The organism is Patescibacteria group bacterium (assembly GCA_041665345.1).
In the GTDB taxonomy this organism is placed as follows: Bacteria; Patescibacteriota; Patescibacteriia; order PEXW01; family PEXW01; genus JBAYJA01.
Genome location: JBAYJA010000003.1, coordinates 1 through 23,109 on the forward strand (window position 1 = coordinate 1; position 23,109 = coordinate 23,109).

Consider the following 23,109-nt stretch of genomic DNA (forward strand, 5'->3'; position numbering starts at 1 on the left):
CTTGCCCTGGAATTCATGCCATCGAAGTAGAACAAGGCTGCTAGAATAGACGCAACCCCTTGACAAAAGGGGTATTTGTGCTACACTCAGCAGTTCGAAAAACCCACAAACCAGGAGGGATAATGCGCATACAATGCACTATCACTCTCCGAGGTGTGTACGTCCTGGGCATTGCCAATCAGCCTCAAGTCTTTGTGAGTCGGAATGGCAAGGAAGCTTGGGCAACGTACTACGCGGAGATCACCCTCCATTGGACGGAAGAGATATCAGACATCGCATTGATCGCGATGCAAAAAGTACACTCGGACATTCTCTGTCCGCACATTGAAAAACTATTTCCCGACATTTTCTTCTGCGAAGAGATTGATGTCGCGTTTGAAAGGGAGAATATACATGAGAGTAAAATTCACTCTCACCATGGATGACCTGACCGTCGATGACCAACACTACGACCAAGTGGAAATCGATTGGATTGCTGAGGTGGAAACGCAGGAAGTGCTGGATCTATCCCAGAAGTGGATCACATCACAAAACTTCCTCACCCGCCGCATGATTGGCTTGCAACGGGTTGGTGAGTCATCGCTGACGATCGAGCCGGTGGACGAAACAATTTCCTCGGACTTCGAATAAGTCGTGGGAAAATCAGCAGCCCGCTTTCACCAGAGAGTGGGCTTTTTTTATGACAAAATATTGCTTTCCAGGTATACTCCAAAGCACCATGCAAGCAATTGTCTACGAGGGAAAACACAAAATGACACTGCGGCACCTGCCCACGCCAGAGGTGGGACCGGATGACGTGCTGCTCAAAGTCCGGGCAGTGGGCATTTGCGGTACCGACCTCCACATCTACAATGGTGGCACGGCTGTGAAACCCGGCACGGTCATTGGTCATGAGTTCAGCGGTGAGATTGTGCGGGTGGGAAAGAATGTCGCCACCCACCACGTGGGCCAGCGCGCTGTGGGAGAGCATGTCATTACCTGCGGAGACTGCCTGTACTGCCGCACTGGTAGACCCACGCTCTGCAAGCGCAGCACCGTCATTGGCTTAACTCGGCCAGGCGCACTGGCGGAATACCTGGTGCTCCCAGCCCCACTGGTCTACCCCATTGCCGATTCGCTAAATTTTGCCGATGCCGCGCTCATTGAACCCCTCTCCATTGCCGTGTACGCCGCACGGGAGGCGGGCTTCTTGCTGGAGAAACGCGTTGGAGTTATTGGCCAGGGACCCATTGGTTTATTCCTGGATCAAGTCCTGCAGGCTGCGGGTGCGCGCGTCATTGGTTTTGACACGCTGGATCACCGATTGCAGTTTGCGCAGAAGCAGGGGTGGATTGACCATGCAATTAATCCAAAGGTGGATGATGTTACCCGAGCTGTGGAAGCGATTACACACCATGGGTTTGAGCTGAGTTTTGAAGCAGTGGGTAATGCCGCAGCCATGCAGCTCGCCCTGGACGTCACGCGCAAGGCTGGGAAAGTGTTCCTGCTTGGGGTGTACGAGGGGACTGCGGCGCTGGATGTAATGCAAATTGTGAAGAAGGAGCTTACCGTGAGTGGTTCGTGGACCTGCGCTTTTGCGTTTCCAACCGCCATTAAGCTGGTGGAGCGAGGAAAAGTGGATGTTGCTTCACTGATCACCCATCGCTACGCACTCGCGGACGCACCACAGGCATTTGCTGATGCAGCAACGTACAGCGAAAAGCGGATTAAGACGGTTATTGAACTGTAAGGTAAGGCGTAAAGCCATAAAACAGTAAAGCTATAGAGGTCTTTTTCTTGTCATCCTGAGTCATACGAAGGATCTTGCTTTTCGTATGAAACCAGCAGCAGGATCCTTCGTCGCAGACTCCTCAGGATGACAGAAAAGGAAACTTGGATCCCACCCTCCCCAATTCGTAATTCGTAATCCTAGTCATTACATTCGCCAAAAAACCCAAAAGTTAGTATAATATCTCCGTGCATGGAGGGTTTTTCTTCACGTTCACCACACGTTCCTATGCAGAAGATTCGCAAAGCAATTATCCCCGCGGCTGGCCTTGGCACGCGTTTTTTGCCGGCAACCAAAGCCATGCCCAAGGAAATGCTGCCTATTGTTGATAAACCCATCATCCAGTACGTCGTGGAGGAAGCGGTCGCCTCTGGCATTGAAGACGTCATTATTGTTACCAGCTCAAACAAACGTTCGTTGGAAGACCATTTTGACTATCCCTACGAAATTGAAAAGAAGTTGGAAGAAGCGGGGAAAAGCGAACAAGCAGAAGAGCTCCGGCGCATTTCCCGCATGGCCAACTTCATTTACATTCGCCAGCGTGGCGCCTACGGCAACGCCTCTCCAGTACTAACGGCAAAACACCTGGTGCGGGGTGAACCGTTTGCGGTGCTGTGGGGCGATGAATTTATTCATGCCAATCCCCCACGCCTGAAGCAAATGGTGGACGTCTACGAGAAGTATGGCAAGTCCGTCATAAGTGCCGTCCGCATTCCCGAACCTGCGGATGTGTCGAAGTACGGCATTGCAGATGTTGAACCAGTAGAAGATGCGGTTTTTCGGATAAAGCAGATTGTCGAAAAGCCAAAACCCGAAGAAGCACCATCGAACTTAGCCGCGCATGGGGCATACATTCTCACACCCGAGATCTTCACCCACCTGGGCGCCTTGCAGCCTGGTAAGGGTGGCGAGCTGTGGCTCGTTGACGCTATTAATGCGCTTATGGCAGTTGACGATGTCTACGCCAAAGAAATTGTGGGTGGCAACTATTACGACACGGGAAATAAGTTTGACTACCTTCGTGCGAATATTGAATTTGCCCTGGAACGCCCGGATTTAAAGGACAAACTCATGACCTACCTTCGCCTGCGCGTGCAAAAATAAGTATGGATGATTTCAAAAAACGCATGGTATTGCTTGGCGGTCTCCTAGGCCTTGTCATCGTGCTCATTATTGGCTACCAAATCTTTCAACGCTCACGAACCGGGGCAGTAGATTGCTCTTCGTCACCGGTGAAGCGAGTGGAGCTTTCCTGGTGGGGACACCTGGGTGAGGATCAAGCTCAAGCGTTCATTAACGCATACACCAGCCGCCGGCCCTACGTTACCATTACCTACCGCAAATTGAGCGAGACGGACAGTGACCAGCAACTCATTGAGGCCTGGGCACGCGGAACCGGTCCGGACATCTACAGCGTGAAGAATGAGCAACTACGGTACTTCACCGCATCAGGTTTGGTGACTCCCATGCCTGCCACCACCACCAGCTACACGTACACGGTGAAAAAAGTCTGGGGCATTAAAGAGGAGTTGAGCGTGTGCAAGCAAACCAAACCTCTGCCAACGTTAGAGTCATTGAAGAGCACCTTCGTTGCTGGAGCCGTGGAAGATATGGCGAAGAACGGGCAAATTGTTGGCTACCCGCTGAACTTCGACAGCGTGGCTATGTTCTACAACCAGAAGATGCTTGATGATGCGGGCATCCTCACCCCGCCCAGAACGTGGGTAGACTTTGCGGAGAAGGTGGTACCCAAGCTCACCCTGGAAGATGCGAGCGGCAATCTCACTCGTTCCGGTGCGGCCATGGGTCGGGGGACGAACGTGCTTCGGAACCCGGAAATCGTCGCTGGGCTGCTCCAGCAGTACAATGTGCCACTGACTGATGCAACGGGCACGCAAGTGGCCTTTGGCAGCGGTACCAATGCACAAGCCGTCCTCACCTTGGCAGCAAGCTTCGGTATGCCCACCAAACGAAATTACAGCTGGAACGCCACTTTCCCTGAATCACTTGAGGCTCTGGCACAGGGCAAAGCCGCCGTGGCCTTTGGCACGCGTGAAGACTACCAAAAAGTGGTAAACCAAACCACCGGCACGGATATCCGCGTGGCTCCCTTCCCCCAAGCTGCTGCCAACGGCACCACGTACGTGGCCAACTACTGGCTGGAAACAGTTGCCCGCGCTGCCAAAGACCCAAATGTGGCCTGGGACTTCCTCCGCACGATCGCTGACCCAACGCAAGCAAAAATCATCACCGATACGGACACTCCGGCTGCCCGAACTTTAGTGCAGACTGCACGAGGCACAGAAGAGGAGAATCTCTCCATTGCCCAGGTCTTCGCGCGCCAAGCTGCAACTGCAAAGCCGTGGTACACGGGTGTCAATGCAACCAAGGGCCGCGAGGCGCTGAACACGCTCATTGACACTATTGGCGATCAGAAGGAACCAATTGCCCAAGCAATTGAACGCGCCCAAGCACTCTTCCAAATCTCGCTGCGTATACCTGGCCGATGAAACGTTTTCTTCTCACTCTTACAATTGCACTGAGCGCACTGCTTGTCTTTCCGGCTACAAGCAATGCGGCCAACCTCCCCCCAATTATTCCTGGGTGTGACCAAACCCAGTACACCGTATCAGGCACCAATGGAAATAAGGAAACGATCCCCCCTGGAACAATCATCGATTCGTCGCTGTACGGCACGGACGCATTCCCCTTAACGACCGTAACGGTTACTGGCTACTCGCTGAGTCGTGACTGCCAACTCACAGACTTCTTACAAGTGTTCATCAACCTCTACTCCTGGGGCTTGTACATCATCTCGGTTCTGGCACTGGTCTTCATGTTCGTGGGCGGTGGGACGTTGCTCTTTGCCGCTGGCAGTGAAGAGCGAGTACGCACAGGGAAAACAGTGCTAAAAAATACCATACTTGGTCTCCTGATTGCCCTGAGTAGTTGGATCATTGTGAACTTGGCGCTCGTCGCTATTCTCCCGGACACGGAAGAAAATCGCAAAGACGGCGTTGCGCATATCATTAAGAACCAACCATGGTTCAAGGTGGAAAATGATGCGCCCGCGTGTCAACCGAATGTTTCTCCAACCTATGGTTGCAAAAGCCAAACGGTGCGCGACTACCAAACAAAGCTTTCCAGCAAGCGTTGCTTCCCAAGTCCAAATGGAGAAAATATCACCAGTATTTTTGACAACAACACCATGGCTGCGTGGCTGAATTTACAAGGGGTAAACAAGGTGGTTCCGCCAACCAACCGATTAGAAGATCCGGATAATTACTCCGTCTCCTGCTTGTAATTTTTTTAACTACCTTCAGCGTATGCGCATCCTACAATCTCTTAAACTCAGTCTCATCGCCTTCGCCCTGCCCCTCACCACACGCGCGGCAGAATTGACCAATCCCTTAGGCGTGGATGACGCCAAGGAGTTCGTGGTTCGCGTGCTCCGCTACTCCTTGGGCCTTTTGGGTGTGGTCGCGCTCATTATGATCCTCTACGGTGGTTTCCTCATGCTCACGTCCGCGGGGAGCGCAGACCAAATTAAGAAAGCGAAAGGAACCATCATCTGGGCTGCAGTTGGCATTGCGGTCATTCTGCTCAGCTGGACTATCCTCCAGTATATTTTCCAAACTTTGAACGAGGTGGCAAGCTAAATTCCTGGACGAAAGAGCTTGTAAAGTGGTATAGTAGCGCTGCTCTCGTCAATGTGCTGACCAAAGGAACATTCAAGTACCTGTATTAATCGAAAGGGGGTGCAAGTAAAATGAAACTCAACCGCAAACTTTTGGCAGGCGCCATCTCCGTCGGCGTCCTCGCCCTTCCCTTCGCTGCTTCAGCTATAACGATTGAAAACGTCGGTGGCACGCTGACCCTCGGTTCCGCTGATTTGAAGCAGACTGTCCTGAACATTATTACCTTTGTCTTGGGCCTCCTCGGGCTCATCGCCGTCATCATGATTCTCTACGGCGGCTTCATCTGGCTCACGGCCGGTGGCAACGAAGACAAAGTGTCTTCTGCAAAACGGATTATCTCCTCAGCCATCGTTGGCTTGGTAGTCATCCTGATCTCCTGGGCAATCGTGAACTTCGTCGTGAAGAGCACGGTCAACGTTACCGCCTAGTAATCAACATTCGTGAACAAACAAACCAGCCGTTCCACACCCGTGGGACGGTTTTGGGATAAAGGAAAAAATAGGGTTTTGGTGTAGCGGCGAGTGGAGTTCATGGGTGGGGGTGGGGAAGTGTTTTATTAGTCAGCCATACCCTCTACCCATACCTTCCTACTATACTCGCTGCCACACCCAAACCTTCTACCTCTCCAATACGGTATACTACCCGCATATGCGCACCCGTATCGCTCTCTCCTTCCTTGGTCTTATTGGACTTGCTGTGCTTTGCTGGACGCTCCTGTTAGCAAACGCAAAACTCCACGCTGGCGTAACGAATGCACTGGATCTTGGTATTTACACCCAGGTGGCATGGCTATCTGGACATGGACATATTTTTGGTTTTACCATCCACCCCCACCTCTACCTGGGTGACCATGTTGAATTTTTGTTCGTACTTGCTGCTCTCCCCTTCCGGCTGTTCCCCTGGCCTCTGACACTCGTTGCGCTGCAAGGATTGGCAGTCGTGGGTGCAGCATTTGCGCTCTACACCTTCTGCTTGCGTGTGGGATTAGCTACCAAGAGTAGCTTGGTTTGGGCAAGCATTTTCCTTCTCAACCCCTTCACGCTCAACGCGCTTGTTTTCGAGTTCCACGCATTGCTCTTTGCATTACCGTTCGTCTTTCTCGCAGCAATTGCCTACCAGAAAAAAACCTACAATACTTTTTGGCTATGGTTAATCGTCGTCCTCCTTGCGCGGGAAGATGCCAGCATTTTTGTGGCTAGCTTTGCCGTGCTGGGTCTGCTGGAGCGTCGCTCACTCCGCTGGTGGCTGTGGCCAGGAATCGTTGCGGTCCTTTGGTTCTTTGGTACCTCACTACTCGCCGGGGCAATCAACGGTGAAGGGTACAAATTCCTGAGCCTGCTTTCGGGCGAGAGCAGCGCTGGTGGGTCACTTCGTAATATTCTGTTAGTGTTCAACCTTGGCAATGTCCTAGTGCTCATTGCGCTCCTCATAGGAATGGTTGGCCTGCCTCTGCTCGCCTGGCGCTGGGCAGTGACGCTGCTCGTACCGTTCTTCGCCCTTGGTTTGGCTGGGTTGCAGGGAGGAGACCTGATTCTCCAAACCCACTACGCCGTGTTCTTCTTACCTATGCTGTTCTGCAGTGCGGTACTTGGGTGGCACTCCTTCACCTCCCGCCCTCCAAGCTGGGCACATACCCTGGGTGAACACCTGCGTCCACTCAGTTGGATAACGCTCGGCGTCGTTTCGGTGTACGGTCTACTAACCTTCGGCCCAACCATTGGGGCAATCCAAGCCTGGCGAGCTATCACCCCGGCGCAGCAGGCCAAAGGCGCGGCAATGCAAAGTTTGCGCAATGCAACTGCCCCATCCGCGAGCGTCCTGGCTGGCTATGGCACGCTGCCGCTGTTCAGCGCAAGGGCGAATATCTACGCCAGCCACTACGCTTTCCTGGGCAAACGGCAGTACAGTGATCAAGACTATCCCCTACCCAGCAAACTTGACCTGGCTGTGCTGGATGCTGAAGACTTTGTCACCTACCAAGTCCAGTTTGCAAAAAAACCTTCCCGTGCCACTGACTACCTGACTGGCGTCAAACGCTTTACCGACCTGCTTGCCGCACACCAGCTCCGGCTCACCAGCATTGATGACACGCTGCTGACGTTTACCACCCAGGGAACTGACCTCTTCCCACAGGTGGTAACGCAACGCACACGCGAGCCACTCAGCGGGGTGGAATTCCTCATCCAAACGCCCGCGCCTGCAATCCAAATCGCGGATGGCAAAACAACCCTACCCATCATCGCCCAAGTTGGAAACCCCTCACTAGCAAATCTCCAACTTGAACTTCGCTGGTTCAATGCTTCTCACCAGCTGCTGGAAACCCGCTACCTGCCGCTCGGGTACGGATTGTACCCAACTTCTGCCTGGAAAAATACTGACGAAATAACCACCAACTTCACACTCGTGGTCCCAGATGAAGCCGCCTCTGGCGAACTGCGGGCGATCATCCCCAGCGGCCACCTGGCTCTCAATGGTTGGCGTGCAGCTGAAGTCAAACTCGACAAAGATACCCAGCAGATTGGTTTGCCAGTAACGGTGGAGGTAGAACGTTAAGCCGGGGGCAGCACTTCGTACACCTTCGCGCTCGGCGTATCGTGGATCAATTTGAGGTAGGACTTACCCTCTGGGCTAAATGGTTCAAACTGTTCTTTTTCTAATTCGGTCCAGAAAAAGTATCGAATTCCTTCTTGCCGAAGAAATGCCTCAGGATTTCCTTCTGGGGTTGTAAAAGTTTCATACACACCCTTCTGCTTTTCAAAATACCCAAGTGTTTGGTGCCCATGCGCAAAGTATGTGGGCAGCAGAGTTCGTCCACTGAGAATGTACGACGTCGTTGATACGGAAAGGGTAATGCCAGGCGGCTGCGTCTTCAGCCAATCCATGGTTTCCAGGGTGGTTTTTGGTTGCATGTAGAGCGACCATTCCCCGGGTGTGTATACATACGAACGACTTATATCCCGCGCCATGAGGTAAAGCGGCGAGTAGCACAGCAAGAGAATGGCAAGCCATACTGTACCCGAACGCCACACAATTTTCAGTGGACTGTTCTGTGTGCGCGCAATAATTTGCTCCCATAGAAAAACGAGCGCGAAACTTGCCAAAATTGCAAAAACGATATGGAGACCATTGGTAAACCGGCGCTGGATTTGCACAGGCACGTAGAGGAGGAACGCGTGCATGGGTGCCCAGGCGAGCAGAAAGAGCATGGGCAAAGAGCGGGGTAACCGAACAACCCGTAGCCAACCCCAAACCGCAAAAACCAGGAGGAAGCCATAGCCAATGCAGTAGTTCCAAATGGGTGGCGAAGTGGTGATATTTTGCTTTGCCCAACCACCTAAAGCTGGCTCTATCTGGTAAACGGCAATGAAGTACGCGCCAATCCCTGCGGTAACAAGCCCCATGATTGCCAAACGGACAATGGAACGTTTGGCTTTGGCAATGGAAAATGCTCGATCATAGAGAATGCGAACAAACGGCAAAATAATCAAGACGCAAAAAATGACTGGTAAGTCATACGGGTGGAGAATTCCCAGGAGTGCCGTGAGGCCAGCAAAAATGAAGTGTGGCACCGTGCCTGGACTTTGCTCATCCCGCACGGCGAAGAGGAAAGTGAGTAAGAGCAGTATTTGAGATATGATGAACAGGGGTGAGTGCAGGAGCGTGGTAAAAGTAAAGGCTTCCGAAACCCACATATCCACAGGATTCTTTGTGAGCAATTCTTGCAAACTCGTGAGGTGCAAAAAGGGAGAAACGTACCCACCCAGCCCCATACCAAAAGCTAAAGCAACAAAAGCAATCCGACGTTGCAGGGATTTCTCAATGAACAAGAGTAAGGCTTTATACGCAATCCATAGAAAAATACCCGCTAGAAAAATTTTCACGAGGTGAAAAAGTATTGCATTGGGTAGGTGAAAAACACCTGCCAGGAAACCCAAAATTGCCCAAAGTGGTTGGAAAAAAGCATACCTTTGCGCCTCAGGTGTAAAAACGTTCGTAAAGAACACATGCCCCGTGGTTCGCGCCTGCTCCATCATGGAAAAGTAGACGTTCGTGTCCGAGGGAGCCAAAGTGCTGAAACCCATGAAGACATCTCCCTTCCGTAGCCAAAGAGCACCGAGCACAAGCGGCAAGACGCCTAGGATAATTGCAGCCGTTGCTATCCAAAAAGCAAATGGACGCTCAGCTTTTGGAATCGAGGGGAGAATAGGGTGCATGGGCTTAGTACACTGTATAAATCATAATGAACCAGCCAACAGTCAGAGCGAATACTGCTCGGTATGCATGTTTCGTCTTCATGAACGGGGTGAGCACAAGCGGCCACGTGAGATACCAAGGCTGTACCCACTGCAAAGCAAAGCAGATAACGGCGCAGAAAACGTAGAATGCGGCTACGGGTAACTCTAGCCGCCCCTTCCACACCAACCACGTGAGCCAGCCAATGCACACAATCGCAATGCTCGTCCCAATGACGACAGCGAGCTGCAGCGCTGCATGCAACGGCATATCAGGCTGCACAGTGCGAATAATACCCAAAAATAGTTTTTGTGGGAAAAAAATCGGATTGACATAAAATTGTCGCCCCATAACCAGGAGACCTTCAAACATCCTTGGTCCAACCCATAGGAGCGCATACATCAAAACCAATGCCACGAGGGCAGACCCGCTTGCAAAGAGCAGCTCACGAAATTTCTTTTCACGCGCGTACACTGCAAGAAAGAGTGGACTTAGCACAACGGAGATGTGCTTCGTGGCAATGCTTAAACCAAAACTAAGTCCGGAAAAAGCAGAGTTCCCAAATGGTATGAGCGCTAAGAGGATAAGCACGACGAACAGGCCGTCATTATGCGCATCGCCAATGAGCTCAATGATCAAAATGGGATTAAGGATGACTAGGAGTGCAAGCGTCCGAGGTCGCCATCGTCCTAACAAGGCTGCGACACTTGCAAACATTGCAACGCCCAGAAATTTGAAAATGAAGAACTGCGTTACTAGTCCAGCGTGCAGTTTTCCAATGAGCACAACAATGCCCATCCAAAGTGGGCCATATGGCGAAGGGTATGGGCGCCATTGATCCCATACACCGTGCCAAATTGGATTCCCGGGGCCTAAACTTGCTGGGCCTTGGAGGTACGGGCTGGCATGCTGACTAATTTCAGCATACGCCATGTAGTTGTAGACATCACTTGATTTGGTAAGAAAATTAAGGAAGTACGGAGCAACGGAGAGTGCGAGGACGAGAATAACCTGCTGTATGGATGGCGTATACCCGTGCTGCATCCTGTACACTGCCAAAAGGTATGCGCCGACGAGTAGAAGGAGAAAAAAAGCATGCAGTCCCTCCTGAAGATTCACTGAAAAACCATACCAGATACCCGTCTGTTCAGCAGTAAGGGCAATGCCAGCATGCAAGGCGACGGCAAGAGCAAGCCCAGTGGGCGTGTATGGAAACAGCGATCCCTTCTTTTGCGTCACCATGGCGATTACAAATATGCAGGTGCAAAAAAATGTAGCAAATACATCATCGTATGATTATGCAGCTACGACAATGATACCACGCAAAGAATGTAGCGCCCAAAGGAGCGATCACGCCTTTACAGGGCATAAATTTCAGTTGTTTGATTTTGAAAAATGAGGTGCAACCATGGGTAGTCTTGCGGGGAAAATGCTGCAAAAAATTGCTTCTCCTGTTCAGTCCAAAAGAGGTACCGAATGTGGTTTTCCTGAAAAAAAGCTTTGGCCGTATTCGCGCTTCGGGATCCTGGAAAAGCTACACGTAGTGCTTGGAACTTCTCAGCGTGATTCGGCGTTTGACTTCCATCCGAAATATACGTGGATCGCAAGGTTTGGCTCGACAGGACAAAGCTTGTGGTGTCTGCGCTGAGGGTCAGGCCGGGTGCTTGCTGGCGAAGCCAGTGCATAGCATCAAGTGTTGCTCGGTCAAACTGGTATACCTCCCGTAGTGTCCCTGGCACCGAACCACCCACGAGCGGCTCCACAACAGTAAACCAGGTTGAAGGACACAGCACCCCTGCAAACACCATGCCGCCAGTGGTAAGCCACAACGCCAATGGCACGCGCTGCCGCTGTGCCCATTGCCACACTGGCTCCACCGCAAGCCCTACGACGACAGCCAGCACGATGCTCAGACCATTGAGAAAACGACTTTGTACTTGCGTGGGTGAGTAGCTGAGGACCAGTGCAATGGCCGGCCAAAGCAAAAAAATGGCTTTGGCTTTTTGAAAAATGTCCCGATGCTTCCACCCTTGCCAGAGCCATAGCGGAATGTACACGCCATAGCTTATGCACACCACAAGGAGTGATGGACTTGGGGTTACATTTTGCTGCGCCCAACCCAGAATACTGTGGTCAAGAAGCAGGGCGCTCACAAAGTAAGCTAACGCTGCCGTAGCTGCTAAACAGAGCATCTCCAGCCGAACGATGCTCTGCTTCCAGCCGGATGTTCGATACACCGGTTCACGGAAGAACCGAAGCAGGCTAACACCACACACGCAGGCAATGAGAATGACGGCATCGTATGGATGGAGTAACGCAAGCAGCAACGTACCGGCAAAGAAAACTGACCGGGGGACTTGGCCAGGCGATTCTTCGTCGCGCATTGCGAGCGTTACTAAAAAAACGAGTAGAGCTAACGTGAGAATGAAAAGTGGTGAATGGGCGATGGACTGAAAGACAGTAAACTGCGGCATAGTAATATCCGCCGGCATAAGATTGGCACCTGGTGAAAAAATTGTTGGGAGTTGCTGTACAAATGGCAAAAAATAGAGGCCTACTCCTGAGCCAAAAACGCCGAGCGTCGTTGCTACTATCCGACCCCGGACGGTTGGTAGAAGCAAACCCGTAAATCGGTAAATGGCGAGTACCAACAGTGGGATGGATGCCAGTCGTACGATGTGAAAGACAAGCGCTGGGGCAAGGTGGAATACCCATGAAAGAAGCCCAATGACCGCCCACAAAGGCTGGAAGAAGCTCTGCGTATGCGGCTCTGCCGCAAAAACGTTTGCAAAAAAGACGTGGCCGCTGGTTCGCGCCTGCTCAATGTACGAGAGGTAAATACCATTGTCATTGCGTGCGGTTTCACCAAAACCAATGAACACTTTCTCCGGTGGTAACCGGAGCACACCTACGAGCAATGGAATCCCGGCACAGAGGATTGCTACCAGGCTCAGCGCCCATAAAAACTGCCGCTCCCTTTTTGCAAACGGGGGAAAAAGGCGTTCCATACAATGCAATGTGTGCTACGAAGCCTACCGCTTCTCCAGCAGCAACATGGTCCACGGGATGGGCTGCTTGCCCCGGCGAACAACGAATGATTGCCCAACGAATCGTCGGAAACCCCACGGGGTCCAGTGGTTGATGTGCCCGGGGGTGTTCCCCCACCCTTTGAGGTACGTTCCCCGTGCCATGTTCATCACTCGCCACAGCGGCTCATGGGGTACGCTGATGATCGCCCACTTCTTGGTGACTCTAGCGAGTTCAGCCAAGGCTTTTTCTGGCTGCTCCAGGTGCTCCAGTACTTCCAGCGCAAAAACCAAATCCACTGAGGCGTCAGGCCGGTTGAGAGCAAAAATGGATTCCACGCTGCAGGTTGCGCTGGGTACCCGCGCTTGGGTTGCTGTCACCAATTCTGGGGTGATGTCCGATGCTTGCAAGTCAACGTCAGGCAAGAAATGCCGAATGTGCTCGGTGGAAAAGCCTTCACCGCAGCCGACCTCCAACACACTCTTTAGATCGTTTGGTAATAGTCCCTGCAAAGTTTTGAAAAACCCGCGGAGGAAGTGCCGCATGATTGGGTTCTTAGATTCGTACTTCCCGCGGAAATCATCCTCCGGCCGATTGATGGGTGGTTGGTATGGCATATCCGTACCTTACTCTGGATTCTGCCAAGAGTAAATCCACACCTCAGCATCTTCGTACGCCAGTTCCACACCCGGCGTCACGCGAACATTCTCGTACATCTCCCGATGATCTTTTTCCACAAAAATCCACTTCGTATTAAAGAGGTCAAAGGCTTCAGCCAGGTTGTCCTTTTTCTGGCCCAGGGTGGTCTGCGCCCAGGCCCAGTAGCGGGTGACATCTTGGCGGTAGAGGAAGGTTGGATCCAGACCGGCGATGTACGCGTTTACCGTGTTGTAGTAGAACAGCACGGGAAAATCATCCCAGTCACTGTGGAAGACCACGTCGCCAGGTTTGGAATGCTCTGCCATCCAGGTGGCCGAGGCTTGAAAGTGAGTAGCATTTACTCCCGAAGAAAGGTTCTGCACATTGGTGCGCTGATCCCGCGCAACCACGTATGGCACGCTGACCACAATGTACAGCGCGAGTAGCCCCACCACAATTTTTCGACGCTGCCACTGCTGCCACACGCTCTCCCAGATGTGTCGCCAATCGCTGGTTTTCAGCACATCACCCAGCGTCACTGCTGCAGCCAAAGCAATGAACGGCACGGCATACTCCACGTACCGCCTAGACTTTAAGGTGACAACGCTGAAGAGCAGTGCGAGGAGCACCAGGGTCCACCCTTTGGCCGTCGTTCGTCGCAGGTGCACAATGGCCAGCACCAGCGCCAGTAGGAACGGAATGATGACCACCACATTATTCCCAATGAACTCGGTGAAGCCGTACGGATACCACTCCCCGCCCACGCCAATGACATTTCGGTAGTTCACCACGCCAATTTGGATAACCTGCTCCCACAGAAAATGAAAAGTGTTTGGGAAAAAAGGGTTTGCCACCATGCCCACCCCGGCGCCAGCCAAAACGCAGCCAAAGACCTGCAGCGGTCGGTAGTGCAGAAATCCCTGCCAGGTCCACCAGGGTTTCCTCCCCGCTTCCGCTGCTTCCCGTGCCCAATGCCGTACCAGGTCAACGACTGCGTACGCAAGCAATGACAGCCCGGCTGCCGCAATGAGCACCAGAAAACCGCCGTAGAGCAAGACGAAGAACCACGCCAGAAAAAATGTCAGCCACCGCTTCCCCCGGAAGATGCACCACAGACCAATGAGGAGTGTGGCCAGAGACAAGCTGGGCGCTTTGGCCAAACTCATCCGAAAGGTGAACGGCGTTGCGGCCAATAGCACTGCTGCCCAAATCCAGGCGTGGCGTACCCCAAAACTGCGAACAAACCACACCGCAACTGTCAGTAAGAGCGATGCAAAAACTACGGTCGCCAGTTTGATACCAGCCAGTGGATCCATGAGCCGCACAAAGGGAACCAGCGCAACATGATACAACCAGTGCTGGTCAATGTAGTGCTCGCCCAGCGTGGTGAAGGGCAACCAGGGCAATTCTCGCACCGCACCCTGCTGGCTGGTCAGCACCGCGATCCGCGCATGGTAGAAGGAGTCAGGATCGGCAAAGACCGCGCTCCGTTGCATCAGGAAAAAAGCAACGAAGCTCACCACAAACGTACCTAGGAGCATGAGGAGCGTCGTGTGGCTCCGCCAGTGAATAGTCATGTAGGAAGTATACCGTATTGGAGGGGTGGAGGGTTTGGGTGTGGCAGCGAGTATGGTTAGAGGGTGGCGGTTTAGGATGGGTAGAGGTACGAGTGAAATACAATACTCCTCCCCTCCTTTCGAAGGAGCCGTCTGCGGCGGGTGCGAGCGAGCACAGCACCTTAGGTAGGGGGAGGTCACCCTTACCGAGAAAACAAAATCACGCAGAATAAAAGTCTGGAAAAAACAAAAACATATTCTACTTCCTTCTTCTCAATCCCCTCTCCATTCGTAATTCGTATATTCGTAGCATCTTTTCGTAATTCGTAACCGTATAAGAAACCTCCCCACCAAGCATGGATGTGGGGAGGTATGCAAGATCTGTATTTCGAAAATATAATTACCCGAGCTTTTTCTTAAAGTAATGCACCCAGTTAATTGTGGCAGGGTTAATATGATTGCGCAAGCCCAAGGCCAAGGTCAACGCTCCACCAAATGCCACTGCCGCAACTGCTTGCGAAAACCGTGTCTGCCCCGGCACTCGGAAGCTGGCAACTTTCGCAGCGTTTTTCAGCACAACCTCGCTCGTCAACCGGAAACGCTTCTGAATGCGAGGATGGTACAGCCCTGAAGTGAGGAAGAGAAACGTCGTTTTCCGGGTATTCACCTTGGGATTGGCCAGGCCTTCCATGAGGTGGTGATTCAATTCCGGAATGGCAAAGTAGGTAGCCAGAGCTTTAGCGGTTTCATTCAGTTGATTCGCCAGGACATGCGCCGAACCAAGAGTGTGCTCTGCACCTATCACAAAGATTTGCCGGTTGAGCAACGTGGCGGTTAAGGTAGCCACAGGATTGCCTAGCTTCCGCAAATCAAGCTGCTTTGCATACCGTTCAAGGTCACGAATGGCTTGTTCAACTACGGGTAAAGGCAAAGTGATGAGCCCGGATTTGGAAAGCAGACCCAGCAAACCAAATATCCCATACCCTAAGCCAAGCCTGGGTTGATCAGACGGGTTTTCTCTGGGGGTAAAGATGTACGCTGGGATATTCCCACGCTTTGCCGCGCGTCCCAACGCCCCGCCCGTGGCTTGAATTAGGATCTTCGCACCTCGCTGCTGGGCGACCTTCAGTGCGGCCAGGGTTTCTTCCGTCGTACCAGAGTAGCTGGAGAGGACAACCAACGTCCGCTTCCCTACCCAAGCAGGCAAATGGTAATCATTCACAATCACAATTGGCACGCGCAAATACTCAGCGCAAGCTGTCTGCAGCATGTGCGCGCCCAAAGCGCTGCCACCCATGGCGGCAACCACAATCGCATCAACTTTTCCCTTCAATGAGGAGATTTTCAAGCGACGTACTTCTATCCACGCCTGCCTTGCTTGTGCGCCAAAACGCAGTACTGACCCATGGACATCCTGGGGATCGTACTGCTGCAGCAGTCGAGTGAAAGAGACTGGCATATCCGTACCCTAGCGCGTGGCGGAGAAGCTGTAAAGTCGCGAAGGCCTTTTTCTGTCATCCTGAATCAGATGAAGGATCCCCAGACTATGGATAAACTTCGGAGATTCTTCGTTAGACTCAGAATGACAATGAGGAGGAGTTAGGTAGAAGAGGGCGGGATCCCGCCTCAGTGACGGGACGTAACTATCCCCTTCACATAATGGTGTAAAACGGACAACTACGTTAAAATAAAGCCGTCATTCATTAGCTAAAGCACGCTTGCATCTATGGAAATCAAGTCAAAATTTCACTTTTTTCGTCAGAACAACTTCACCTACCTGGACAGCGCCGCCACAACCCAAGTACCGGATGCGGTGACGCGTGTGGTGGAGCAGTCTTTGCAGTACAAAGGCAACCCGAATCGTAGTGCGCACGCCGTAGCGGAAAAAAATGAACAGGCGTTGCAAGCCGCCCGGGAGAATATTGCCGGCTTCATTGGCGCCACGGCAGAGGAACTCATCTTCACAAATAACACTACGGACAGTATCAACCTTGCGGTGGATGGTATTGCCGACCATGTAAAGCCTGGTGACGAAATTGTCATCGCCGTGTCTGAACATCACTCCAACATGCTGCCCTACACCAAGCTGGTAAAGCGTGGGGCGAAAATCCGCATCGTAGGCATCAAAGACGGCGTGGTCAATCCAAACGATGTGCAGAAAGCGCTTACGCCCAAAACCCGTATCGTGGCCGTGGGACACTGCTCCAATGTCCTCGGGAACATCAACGACGTGGTAGCTATTGGCAAACTCGTTAAAAACCACGACAAGAAAATCTTCTTCATTGTGGATGGCGCGCAAGCCGTGGCGCACATCCCAGTAGACGTCCAGGCAATGCAGGCGGACTTCTACGCGTTCTCGGGCCACAAAATGTACGGGCCAGATGGCGTAGGTGGATTGTACATTGCCCGAAAAATCCACCACCTGCTCACTCCGACACGTATGGGTGGCGGCACCGTGCAGAATGTGGCCATCACCTTTGATAAAACTGGTGATATCATCTCCCCTGACTACTTCCCGTCGCTCATCACGTTGGAAGGTGGCACGCCAAACCTGTCCAACATTCTCGGCCTTTCTCGCGCCGTCAACTTCATTCGTTCTATTGGCTTCCCAGATATTCAGGCACACGAACGCGGGCTGCTAAAACGTTTGCTGGATGGGTTGGCGACAATTCCTGGGGTGCAGGTCTTTGGTCCCACCGACCTCCAACAAAAAATTGGCGTCCTCTCTTTTGGTTTGCAAGACACGAACACCAAAGAACTCGGCGAACACCTTGGTCGCCAAAAGATCTGCATTCGCTACGGCGCACATTGTGCCTTCCCGCTAGCGGAAAAGCTGGGCCAAGAAACCCTGCGCATTAGTCTGGGCGTGTACAACACCGAAGAAGACATTGACCACGTGCTCAACGAAATGCGATTCTTCTTCGATAAGAAACAAGGGCGCATTACCAACCCCAACCTGGAGCCCCTGCGCAACAAGCTCTACTACCGCAGCACCCATGTGGTGAATTCCTATGCTGCCCTGGCCGAAAAGCTGCAGCAATCCCTCTACGGCCCACAGGATACGGAAATTATTGTCATGGGTGGCCACTTCTTGGGCATACCAGACATGCAGGAAAACCGCTTCTGGCCCAGCATTGCAACCATGGTACCCGAGCGCCTGCACGGCCTCATGGATGAGTTTGGCATGACGAGCTTTCCGCTTTTCACGTGGCGCTTGGCTTGTCGGACGGTTGCGGATTTGAAAGCGCACGGATACCAAGCAAAACTGGCAATTATTGCCAATGACACAACGGGAATGAATGAACTTCGTAACTCTGAAGCCAACACAACAAAGAAAACCGCTGAGCAATACCGAACTGAGTTACTAGATACTTTTCAAGAAGACGGTCATTTACCAAATCGCTATAGTGAAATTCTCAAAGAGCACGGATTGCATAAGCGAGATATTCTCAAGAATGGTGACAAATTCGTATTTCAAGAAACCTTACTCCGAGCCAACTTCAAAAAATTTGTTGATGGTAATAAAAATTTCTTTGATGGCATCATTGCCTACACAAAAAAGGCAGAGGAGAATATCGACTTATCAATTAAACTCCTCGATAATCAGGAAATTGCTTCCTGCACGTTTAATACATTTCAATCAAAAACTGGTGGGAAGTTTTGCATTGTTGAATTGTGTCAATTTATTGCCGAACTCTTTGGTAAACCAGAACTGATTACATTCCCCTATGTATCACAGCGCGTACTGAAACCAAAGGTGACAGCAAATCACAAGATTCTTTTTGCAATCACGCCCGCGATGTGCGACAACGCTGTGACGCGATCCGCGGAACTCTACACCAAGCTTTTCCTCCAGGAGCAGAGTAAAGGATCATTTAAATTCTTCAACTTGCCCCTAGGCCCAAATGCTGAGCGCAGCTTAGCTATGGGCGCAGAACTCAAGTATGTCTCAGACAAAGACAATCTTGAGGTACTTGATATTGAGCATGAGCCCGCATTTCCAGATCTCTGGCGCTTGGCTGAGTACAAGCTCATCTACAATGCTCCTGCCTATGTAACTGAAATGACCGCGCTTTTTGCGAAGCTGGGCCTCACCAAGAAATCCGCACTGCTGGATACCTGTGTGGGTCCAGGCTTCTTTGCCACTGAGCTGTTGCGGCAAGGTTACAATCTGCATACCGCAGACAAGAGTGAAACCATGATGGCACCATTCCGCGCAACCCTGAAAGAGCTTGGTATCAACCACCAGCCCACAGTGAGCACGTGGCTTGATTTGCCAAAACACTTCGAGGCAAATTCCATGGATATGCTCTTCAACCGTGGGAACACCTTCATCTACGCGGCAGGCGGCTGGCATGAGCGAATCACCGTGGACCGAGAAAAATCTTTGGCGAAATATTTAGAGACGTTACGCGTCTACTACAGCCTTCTCAAGCCAGGTGGCTACCTCTACGTAGATAAATTCCGTGATGCAGAAATCCCAGATAAAAAAGTTGTTGCTCGGCTGTACATTCAGGAGCCTGCGCAGCAAAAAGACGTAGTCTTCTACGTCGAACGCAAACCAGAAGATCACATTCGCTTTGCGCAAATGCTCTTGCGCGACACCCAAGGCAAAGAGACTGGATTACCAAACATGGCCTATGACTTGAGCGTAGAAGAAATGGAAATGTTGCTACAGAAAGCTGGGTTCAAGAACGTCCAACAACTCAAGCTCGCACAAGAAAAACACTTCGTCGTCTGGCTAGCCCAGAAATAGACCCAACCATGATGTCTGAAAAAAATCACGCGCCAAATCAGGACGCGGATAAGGAAAAAACCGAATACAAGACATTCCGCCTAGATCACGAGCCCACGTTTGCGGAGCTGTGGGAGCTGTGCGTGAATGAGCTGCTCTATAATGCGCCAAAGCATTACGATGAAATTGAGGCACTTTGGGAGCGACAAGGAATAACCAAAGAATCCAAAATTATTGATGTTGCTGCTGGGAGTGGCTTCCCCGCACTTGGTTTGCTGCAACGAGGGTGGAACATAGACTCCGCTGATGGCTTTACGGATGAGGTGGAACTCTTCAACAAACGTGCGGAAGAGGCGGGGTTGCCCGAACGCTGCGCCCAAGTGCTATGGGCGGATTTGCTCAAACAGTACCCAAAAGAAGCCTACGACTTCTTACTATGCAGAGGTAATTCATTCATATACGCGCCGGGGGGTTGGAATGCTGAAGCGCCGATAACCCCGCAGGCTGCACTGGAAGCCTACACCAACACAGCAAAAAACTTCTACGATTTGCTCAAACCCGGTGGGCAGATGTACATCGATAAATTCAAAGATACCGAAATCTCGCATAAAGAAACCGTTGCGCGCTTGCAAATTGGTAACGCGACCCCAGAAGACCTCATTTTCTGGACCCAACGCTTTTCGGAGCAGCACATTCGCCGTGCGTCCATGATTCGCCGCAAACAGGATGGTACCGAAACTGGCACACCGAACATTTCGTATGACCTTACCTTTCCAGAAATGGAAAAGGCATTAACGACGGCTGGTTTTTCCAAGATTGAACAGCAGCAGCTTGAAACAGAAAAAGTTTTCAACACCTGGATTGCAACAAAGTAAGTTCGCGGATTGAACGCAGGACGCACTTTTTCACTTGACCTTCACATATTTTTTTAGTATAGTCATCATACTTCCAGGGGGATTTTTTCTGTTGTATGTCTGGACATTCCAAGTGGTCTACTATTAAACGGCAAAAGGGTGTTGCGGATGCCAAGCGCAGCTCAGTCTTTACCAAACTTGGCAAAGCAATTGTGGTGGCTGCCCGGCTGGGCGGAGCTGACCCGGCTATGAACTTCCGTCTTCGGCTGGCTGTGGAAAAAGCACGCGAGGCCAGCATGCCCAAAGACAACATTGAGCGAGCCATTGCCAAGGGTAGTGGTACGGCCGAGGGTCAGCAGTTGGAAGAGGTAACCTACGAAGGTTTTGGACCTGGTGGCACCGCCATCATCGTGGAAGCGGTGACCGATAACCGCAACCGCACTGTGCATGAGGTAAAAACCTTATTTAGCAAGCACGGCGGTACCATGGGGAATGAGAATAGTGTACGGTGGCAATTTGACCGACGGGGGGTGCTTCGTATTGCCGCAGAACACCTACCCAAGGATCACGACACCTTTGCACTGCAGATGATTGAAGAAGGCGCCGAAGATGTGAAAGATGATCCAGAAGGAATCACTTTGCTGACGCAACCCGAGGCATTGGAAAAAGTGAAAGTCGCGCTTGGGACCACCCCTGTGGCATCTGCGGACATTGAATTCGTGCCCAAAACTCCCCTCCCTCTTTCTCCGGCGGACGCGGAGAAGCTGCACACGCTCACCGGCATTCTTGAAGACCACGCTGATGTCACCAACGTCTGGACGAACGGTGCGTAGCCCCCATCGTAGCTCGAAGAGCGAAGGTGGGCGCGTTATCCTTGGCATTGACCCGGGGTTTGGGCGCGTGGGCTGGGGCGTCATCCAGCAAACTGCCAACAAACTAACGGCTATTGACTACGGGGTGATTGAAACCCCAGCGGGCACCCCTTTTGCCAAGCGCTTGCAGCTCATCTACAGCAAATTAACTGAGCTGATCCATTCCTACAAACCGCAAGTCGGTGGGGTTGAACGCCTCTTCTTCTCGCAGAACACCACAACCGCCATGCAGGTGAGTGAGGCGCGCGGGGTGATCCTGCTCACGCTGGCGCAAGCCAAGATTCCCGTGCACGAGTGTACGCCGCAAGCCGTGAAGCAGACGCTCTCCAGCTACGGCCGCGCGGACAAAGCCCAGGTCCAGCGCATGGTCGCTACACTCCTTCATCTCCCTTCCATTCCCAAGCCTGACGATATCGCGGATGCCTTGGCCATTGCCATCACCGCCGCAACTTCCACATGAAACGCATCGCCCTCATCAACGTGCACTGCGATCCACTCGAAAGCCTTGGATCCGCAGAAGCCGGCGGTCAAAATGTCTACGTCCAGCACCTTGCTAAGGCACTTGGCAAACGCGGTTACTATGTGGATGTCTTTTCCCGGCTCAACTCTCGCTCCAAAAAGGAACGCGTCCGGGTTTCCAAGCACGTGCAATTCATCCGCCTCGTCGCTGGCCACCGGCAGTTCATCCCCAAGAATAAACTGGGGCCACTGCTGCCTGAATTCATTAGCAACTTCCTGGCCTGGCAGAAACGTGAGGGTGTGCGGTACGACCTGCTGCACTCACACTACTGGGAGGCGGGCTGGGTAACCATGCAGCTGAAGTACATACTCAAAGTCCCACAGGTCCACACCTTCCACAGCTTGGGCATCATGCGCTACAACGCGCTGAAAGGATTTCGGGAGCAGAGCCTGGATACCACGGAAATGAAGAAGCGTATTGCCATTGAAAAAGAAATTACGGAAAAAGCTGAGTGCATTCTGAGCACTAGCCCGTACGAACGTGAGTACCTGGAGAAGCACTATGCTGCAAAATCTGAGAACATTCGCGTTGTCCCTTGTGGCGTGGATTTGCAACGCTTCCGACCCATTGACCGAAATGAGGCACGAAAAAAAATTAATGCGCCAAACGGCGACAACCTTATTCTCTACACTGGTCGCATTGAGTGGCGCAAGGGCATTGGCACCCTGGCCATTGGCGTCGCTAAACTCTTCAAGCACCACCCAGAGCTGCGAGGAAAAACCTGGCTGTACATTGTCGGCGGCAACCTGGGCCGCCGGGCAGAGCCCGAAGTCCGGGAGGAAATCAAACGACTGAAAGATGTGTGCCGAGAGTATGGGATACGTGATCGCACCGTATTTACCGGCGCCGTGCAGCAAGAAAAACTCCACTTCTACTACTCAGCGGCAAACGTCTGCGTCATCCCCTCCTACTACGAGCCTTTTGGCATGGTGCCGTTGGAAGCCATGGCCTGCAAAGTGCCGGTGATCGCCTCTGATACCGGTGGCCTGCCGTACACGGTTCGGAATATGAAGAGCGGGATTTTAGTCCCCGTTCGCAACCCGGGTGCCATCGCCCATCGCTTAGCCGACGTCCTGACCAAGCGCGAGCTGGCAGAGAAACTGGTGCGAGGAGGCCGGGAACTTGCAAAGACCACCTTTAGCTGGCGGCTGATTGCGAAGGGCGTCGCCGAGGTGTACGAACGGCTGGTGAAGTAAGAGTTTCAACT

Annotated in this window: 20 protein-coding genes; 14 read left to right on the top strand and 6 right to left on the bottom strand. The window is 52.2% G+C overall.

Annotation, left to right across the window (positions count from 1 at the left end; translation table 11 throughout):
• Positions 1–122: 122 nt before the first annotated feature.
• From WCV85_04775 to WCV85_04815, 9 genes are all read left to right on the top strand, one after another.
• Positions 123–425 (top strand): hypothetical protein, encoded by a 303-nt coding sequence (locus WCV85_04775; GenBank protein ID MFA6474167.1) that lies wholly within the window; start codon positions 123–125, stop codon positions 423–425.
• Positions 394–630: a hypothetical protein gene (locus tag WCV85_04780; GenBank protein MFA6474168.1), complete on the top strand. Its 237-nt coding sequence runs from the start codon at positions 394–396 to the stop codon at positions 628–630. Before WCV85_04775 ends, WCV85_04780 begins: the two co-directional genes overlap by 32 nt.
• 88 nt (positions 631–718) lie before the next feature.
• A complete protein-coding gene (locus WCV85_04785; protein ID MFA6474169.1) occupies positions 719–1,729 on the top strand; it encodes an alcohol dehydrogenase catalytic domain-containing protein in 1,011 nt (336 codons plus the stop codon).
• 267 nt (positions 1,730–1,996) lie between these two features.
• On the top strand, positions 1,997–2,872 hold the full coding sequence (gene galU / locus WCV85_04790; protein MFA6474170.1) for a UTP--glucose-1-phosphate uridylyltransferase GalU: 876 nt from the start codon (positions 1,997–1,999) through the stop codon (positions 2,870–2,872).
• A 2-nt stretch (positions 2,873–2,874) separates the two neighbouring features.
• Positions 2,875–4,278, top strand: coding sequence for a hypothetical protein (locus WCV85_04795; GenBank protein MFA6474171.1), 1,404 nt, complete (start codon positions 2,875–2,877; stop codon positions 4,276–4,278).
• Entirely contained in the window at positions 4,275–5,072 is a 798-nt protein-coding gene (locus WCV85_04800) for a pilin (protein ID MFA6474172.1), read from the top strand. Before WCV85_04795 ends, WCV85_04800 begins: the two co-directional genes overlap by 4 nt.
• Before the next feature lie 22 nt (positions 5,073–5,094).
• Positions 5,095–5,427 (top strand): pilin, encoded by a 333-nt coding sequence (locus WCV85_04805; GenBank protein MFA6474173.1) that lies wholly within the window; start codon positions 5,095–5,097, stop codon positions 5,425–5,427.
• A gap of 110 nt (positions 5,428–5,537) precedes the next feature.
• Positions 5,538–5,894, top strand: a complete 357-nt coding sequence (locus tag WCV85_04810; GenBank protein MFA6474174.1) for a hypothetical protein — start codon at positions 5,538–5,540, stop codon at positions 5,892–5,894.
• A 220-nt stretch (positions 5,895–6,114) separates the two neighbouring features.
• Positions 6,115–8,019, top strand: coding sequence for a DUF2079 domain-containing protein (locus WCV85_04815; GenBank protein MFA6474175.1), 1,905 nt, complete (start codon positions 6,115–6,117; stop codon positions 8,017–8,019).
• Here WCV85_04815 and WCV85_04820 read toward each other — a convergent pair.
• From WCV85_04820 to WCV85_04845, 6 genes are all read right to left on the bottom strand, one after another.
• The gene (locus tag WCV85_04820; GenBank protein MFA6474176.1) at positions 8,016–9,680 is read right to left on the bottom strand and encodes a hypothetical protein; all 1,665 of its coding nucleotides are present in this window, start codon (positions 9,678–9,680) and stop codon (positions 8,016–8,018) included. The genes WCV85_04815 and WCV85_04820 overlap by 4 nt on opposite strands.
• A 4-nt stretch (positions 9,681–9,684) precedes the next feature.
• Positions 9,685–10,941: a polyprenol phosphomannose-dependent alpha 1,6 mannosyltransferase MptB gene (gene mptB, locus WCV85_04825; GenBank protein ID MFA6474177.1), complete on the bottom strand. Its 1,257-nt coding sequence runs from the start codon at positions 10,939–10,941 to the stop codon at positions 9,685–9,687.
• Between the two features lie 116 nt (positions 10,942–11,057).
• Positions 11,058–12,707, bottom strand: a complete 1,650-nt coding sequence (locus WCV85_04830) for a hypothetical protein (GenBank protein MFA6474178.1) — start codon at positions 12,705–12,707, stop codon at positions 11,058–11,060.
• A gap of 24 nt (positions 12,708–12,731) precedes the next feature.
• On the bottom strand, positions 12,732–13,343 hold the full coding sequence (locus tag WCV85_04835) for a class I SAM-dependent methyltransferase (GenBank protein MFA6474179.1): 612 nt from the start codon (positions 13,341–13,343) through the stop codon (positions 12,732–12,734).
• Between the two features lie 9 nt (positions 13,344–13,352).
• The gene (locus tag WCV85_04840; protein MFA6474180.1) at positions 13,353–14,942 is read right to left on the bottom strand and encodes a hypothetical protein; all 1,590 of its coding nucleotides are present in this window, start codon (positions 14,940–14,942) and stop codon (positions 13,353–13,355) included.
• 379 nt (positions 14,943–15,321) lie between these two features.
• Positions 15,322–16,380, bottom strand: a complete 1,059-nt coding sequence (locus WCV85_04845; protein MFA6474181.1) for an SIS domain-containing protein — start codon at positions 16,378–16,380, stop codon at positions 15,322–15,324.
• 267 nt (positions 16,381–16,647) lie between these two features.
• On the opposite strand from WCV85_04845, the gene WCV85_04850 reads away from it, so the two are divergent.
• The 5 genes from WCV85_04850 to WCV85_04870 all read left to right on the top strand — a co-directional run bounded on the left by WCV85_04850 (position 16,648) and on the right by WCV85_04870 (position 23,098).
• Positions 16,648–19,677 carry an aminotransferase class V-fold PLP-dependent enzyme gene (locus tag WCV85_04850; GenBank protein MFA6474182.1) on the top strand — a complete coding sequence of 1,010 codons (3,030 nt, stop codon included), beginning with the start codon at positions 16,648–16,650 and terminating at the stop codon, positions 19,675–19,677.
• Between the two features lie 11 nt (positions 19,678–19,688).
• A complete protein-coding gene (locus WCV85_04855; protein ID MFA6474183.1) occupies positions 19,689–20,531 on the top strand; it encodes a class I SAM-dependent methyltransferase in 843 nt (280 codons plus the stop codon).
• Positions 20,532–20,626: 95 nt separating this feature from the next.
• Positions 20,627–21,343, top strand: coding sequence for a YebC/PmpR family DNA-binding transcriptional regulator (locus tag WCV85_04860; GenBank protein MFA6474184.1), 717 nt, complete (start codon positions 20,627–20,629; stop codon positions 21,341–21,343).
• The gene (gene ruvC / locus WCV85_04865) at positions 21,336–21,842 is read left to right on the top strand and encodes a crossover junction endodeoxyribonuclease RuvC (GenBank protein ID MFA6474185.1); all 507 of its coding nucleotides are present in this window, start codon (positions 21,336–21,338) and stop codon (positions 21,840–21,842) included. Before WCV85_04860 ends, ruvC begins: the two co-directional genes overlap by 8 nt.
• Positions 21,839–23,098 (top strand): glycosyltransferase, encoded by a 1,260-nt coding sequence (locus tag WCV85_04870; GenBank protein ID MFA6474186.1) that lies wholly within the window; start codon positions 21,839–21,841, stop codon positions 23,096–23,098. Before ruvC ends, WCV85_04870 begins: the two co-directional genes overlap by 4 nt.
• Positions 23,099–23,109: the final 11 nt, after the last annotated feature.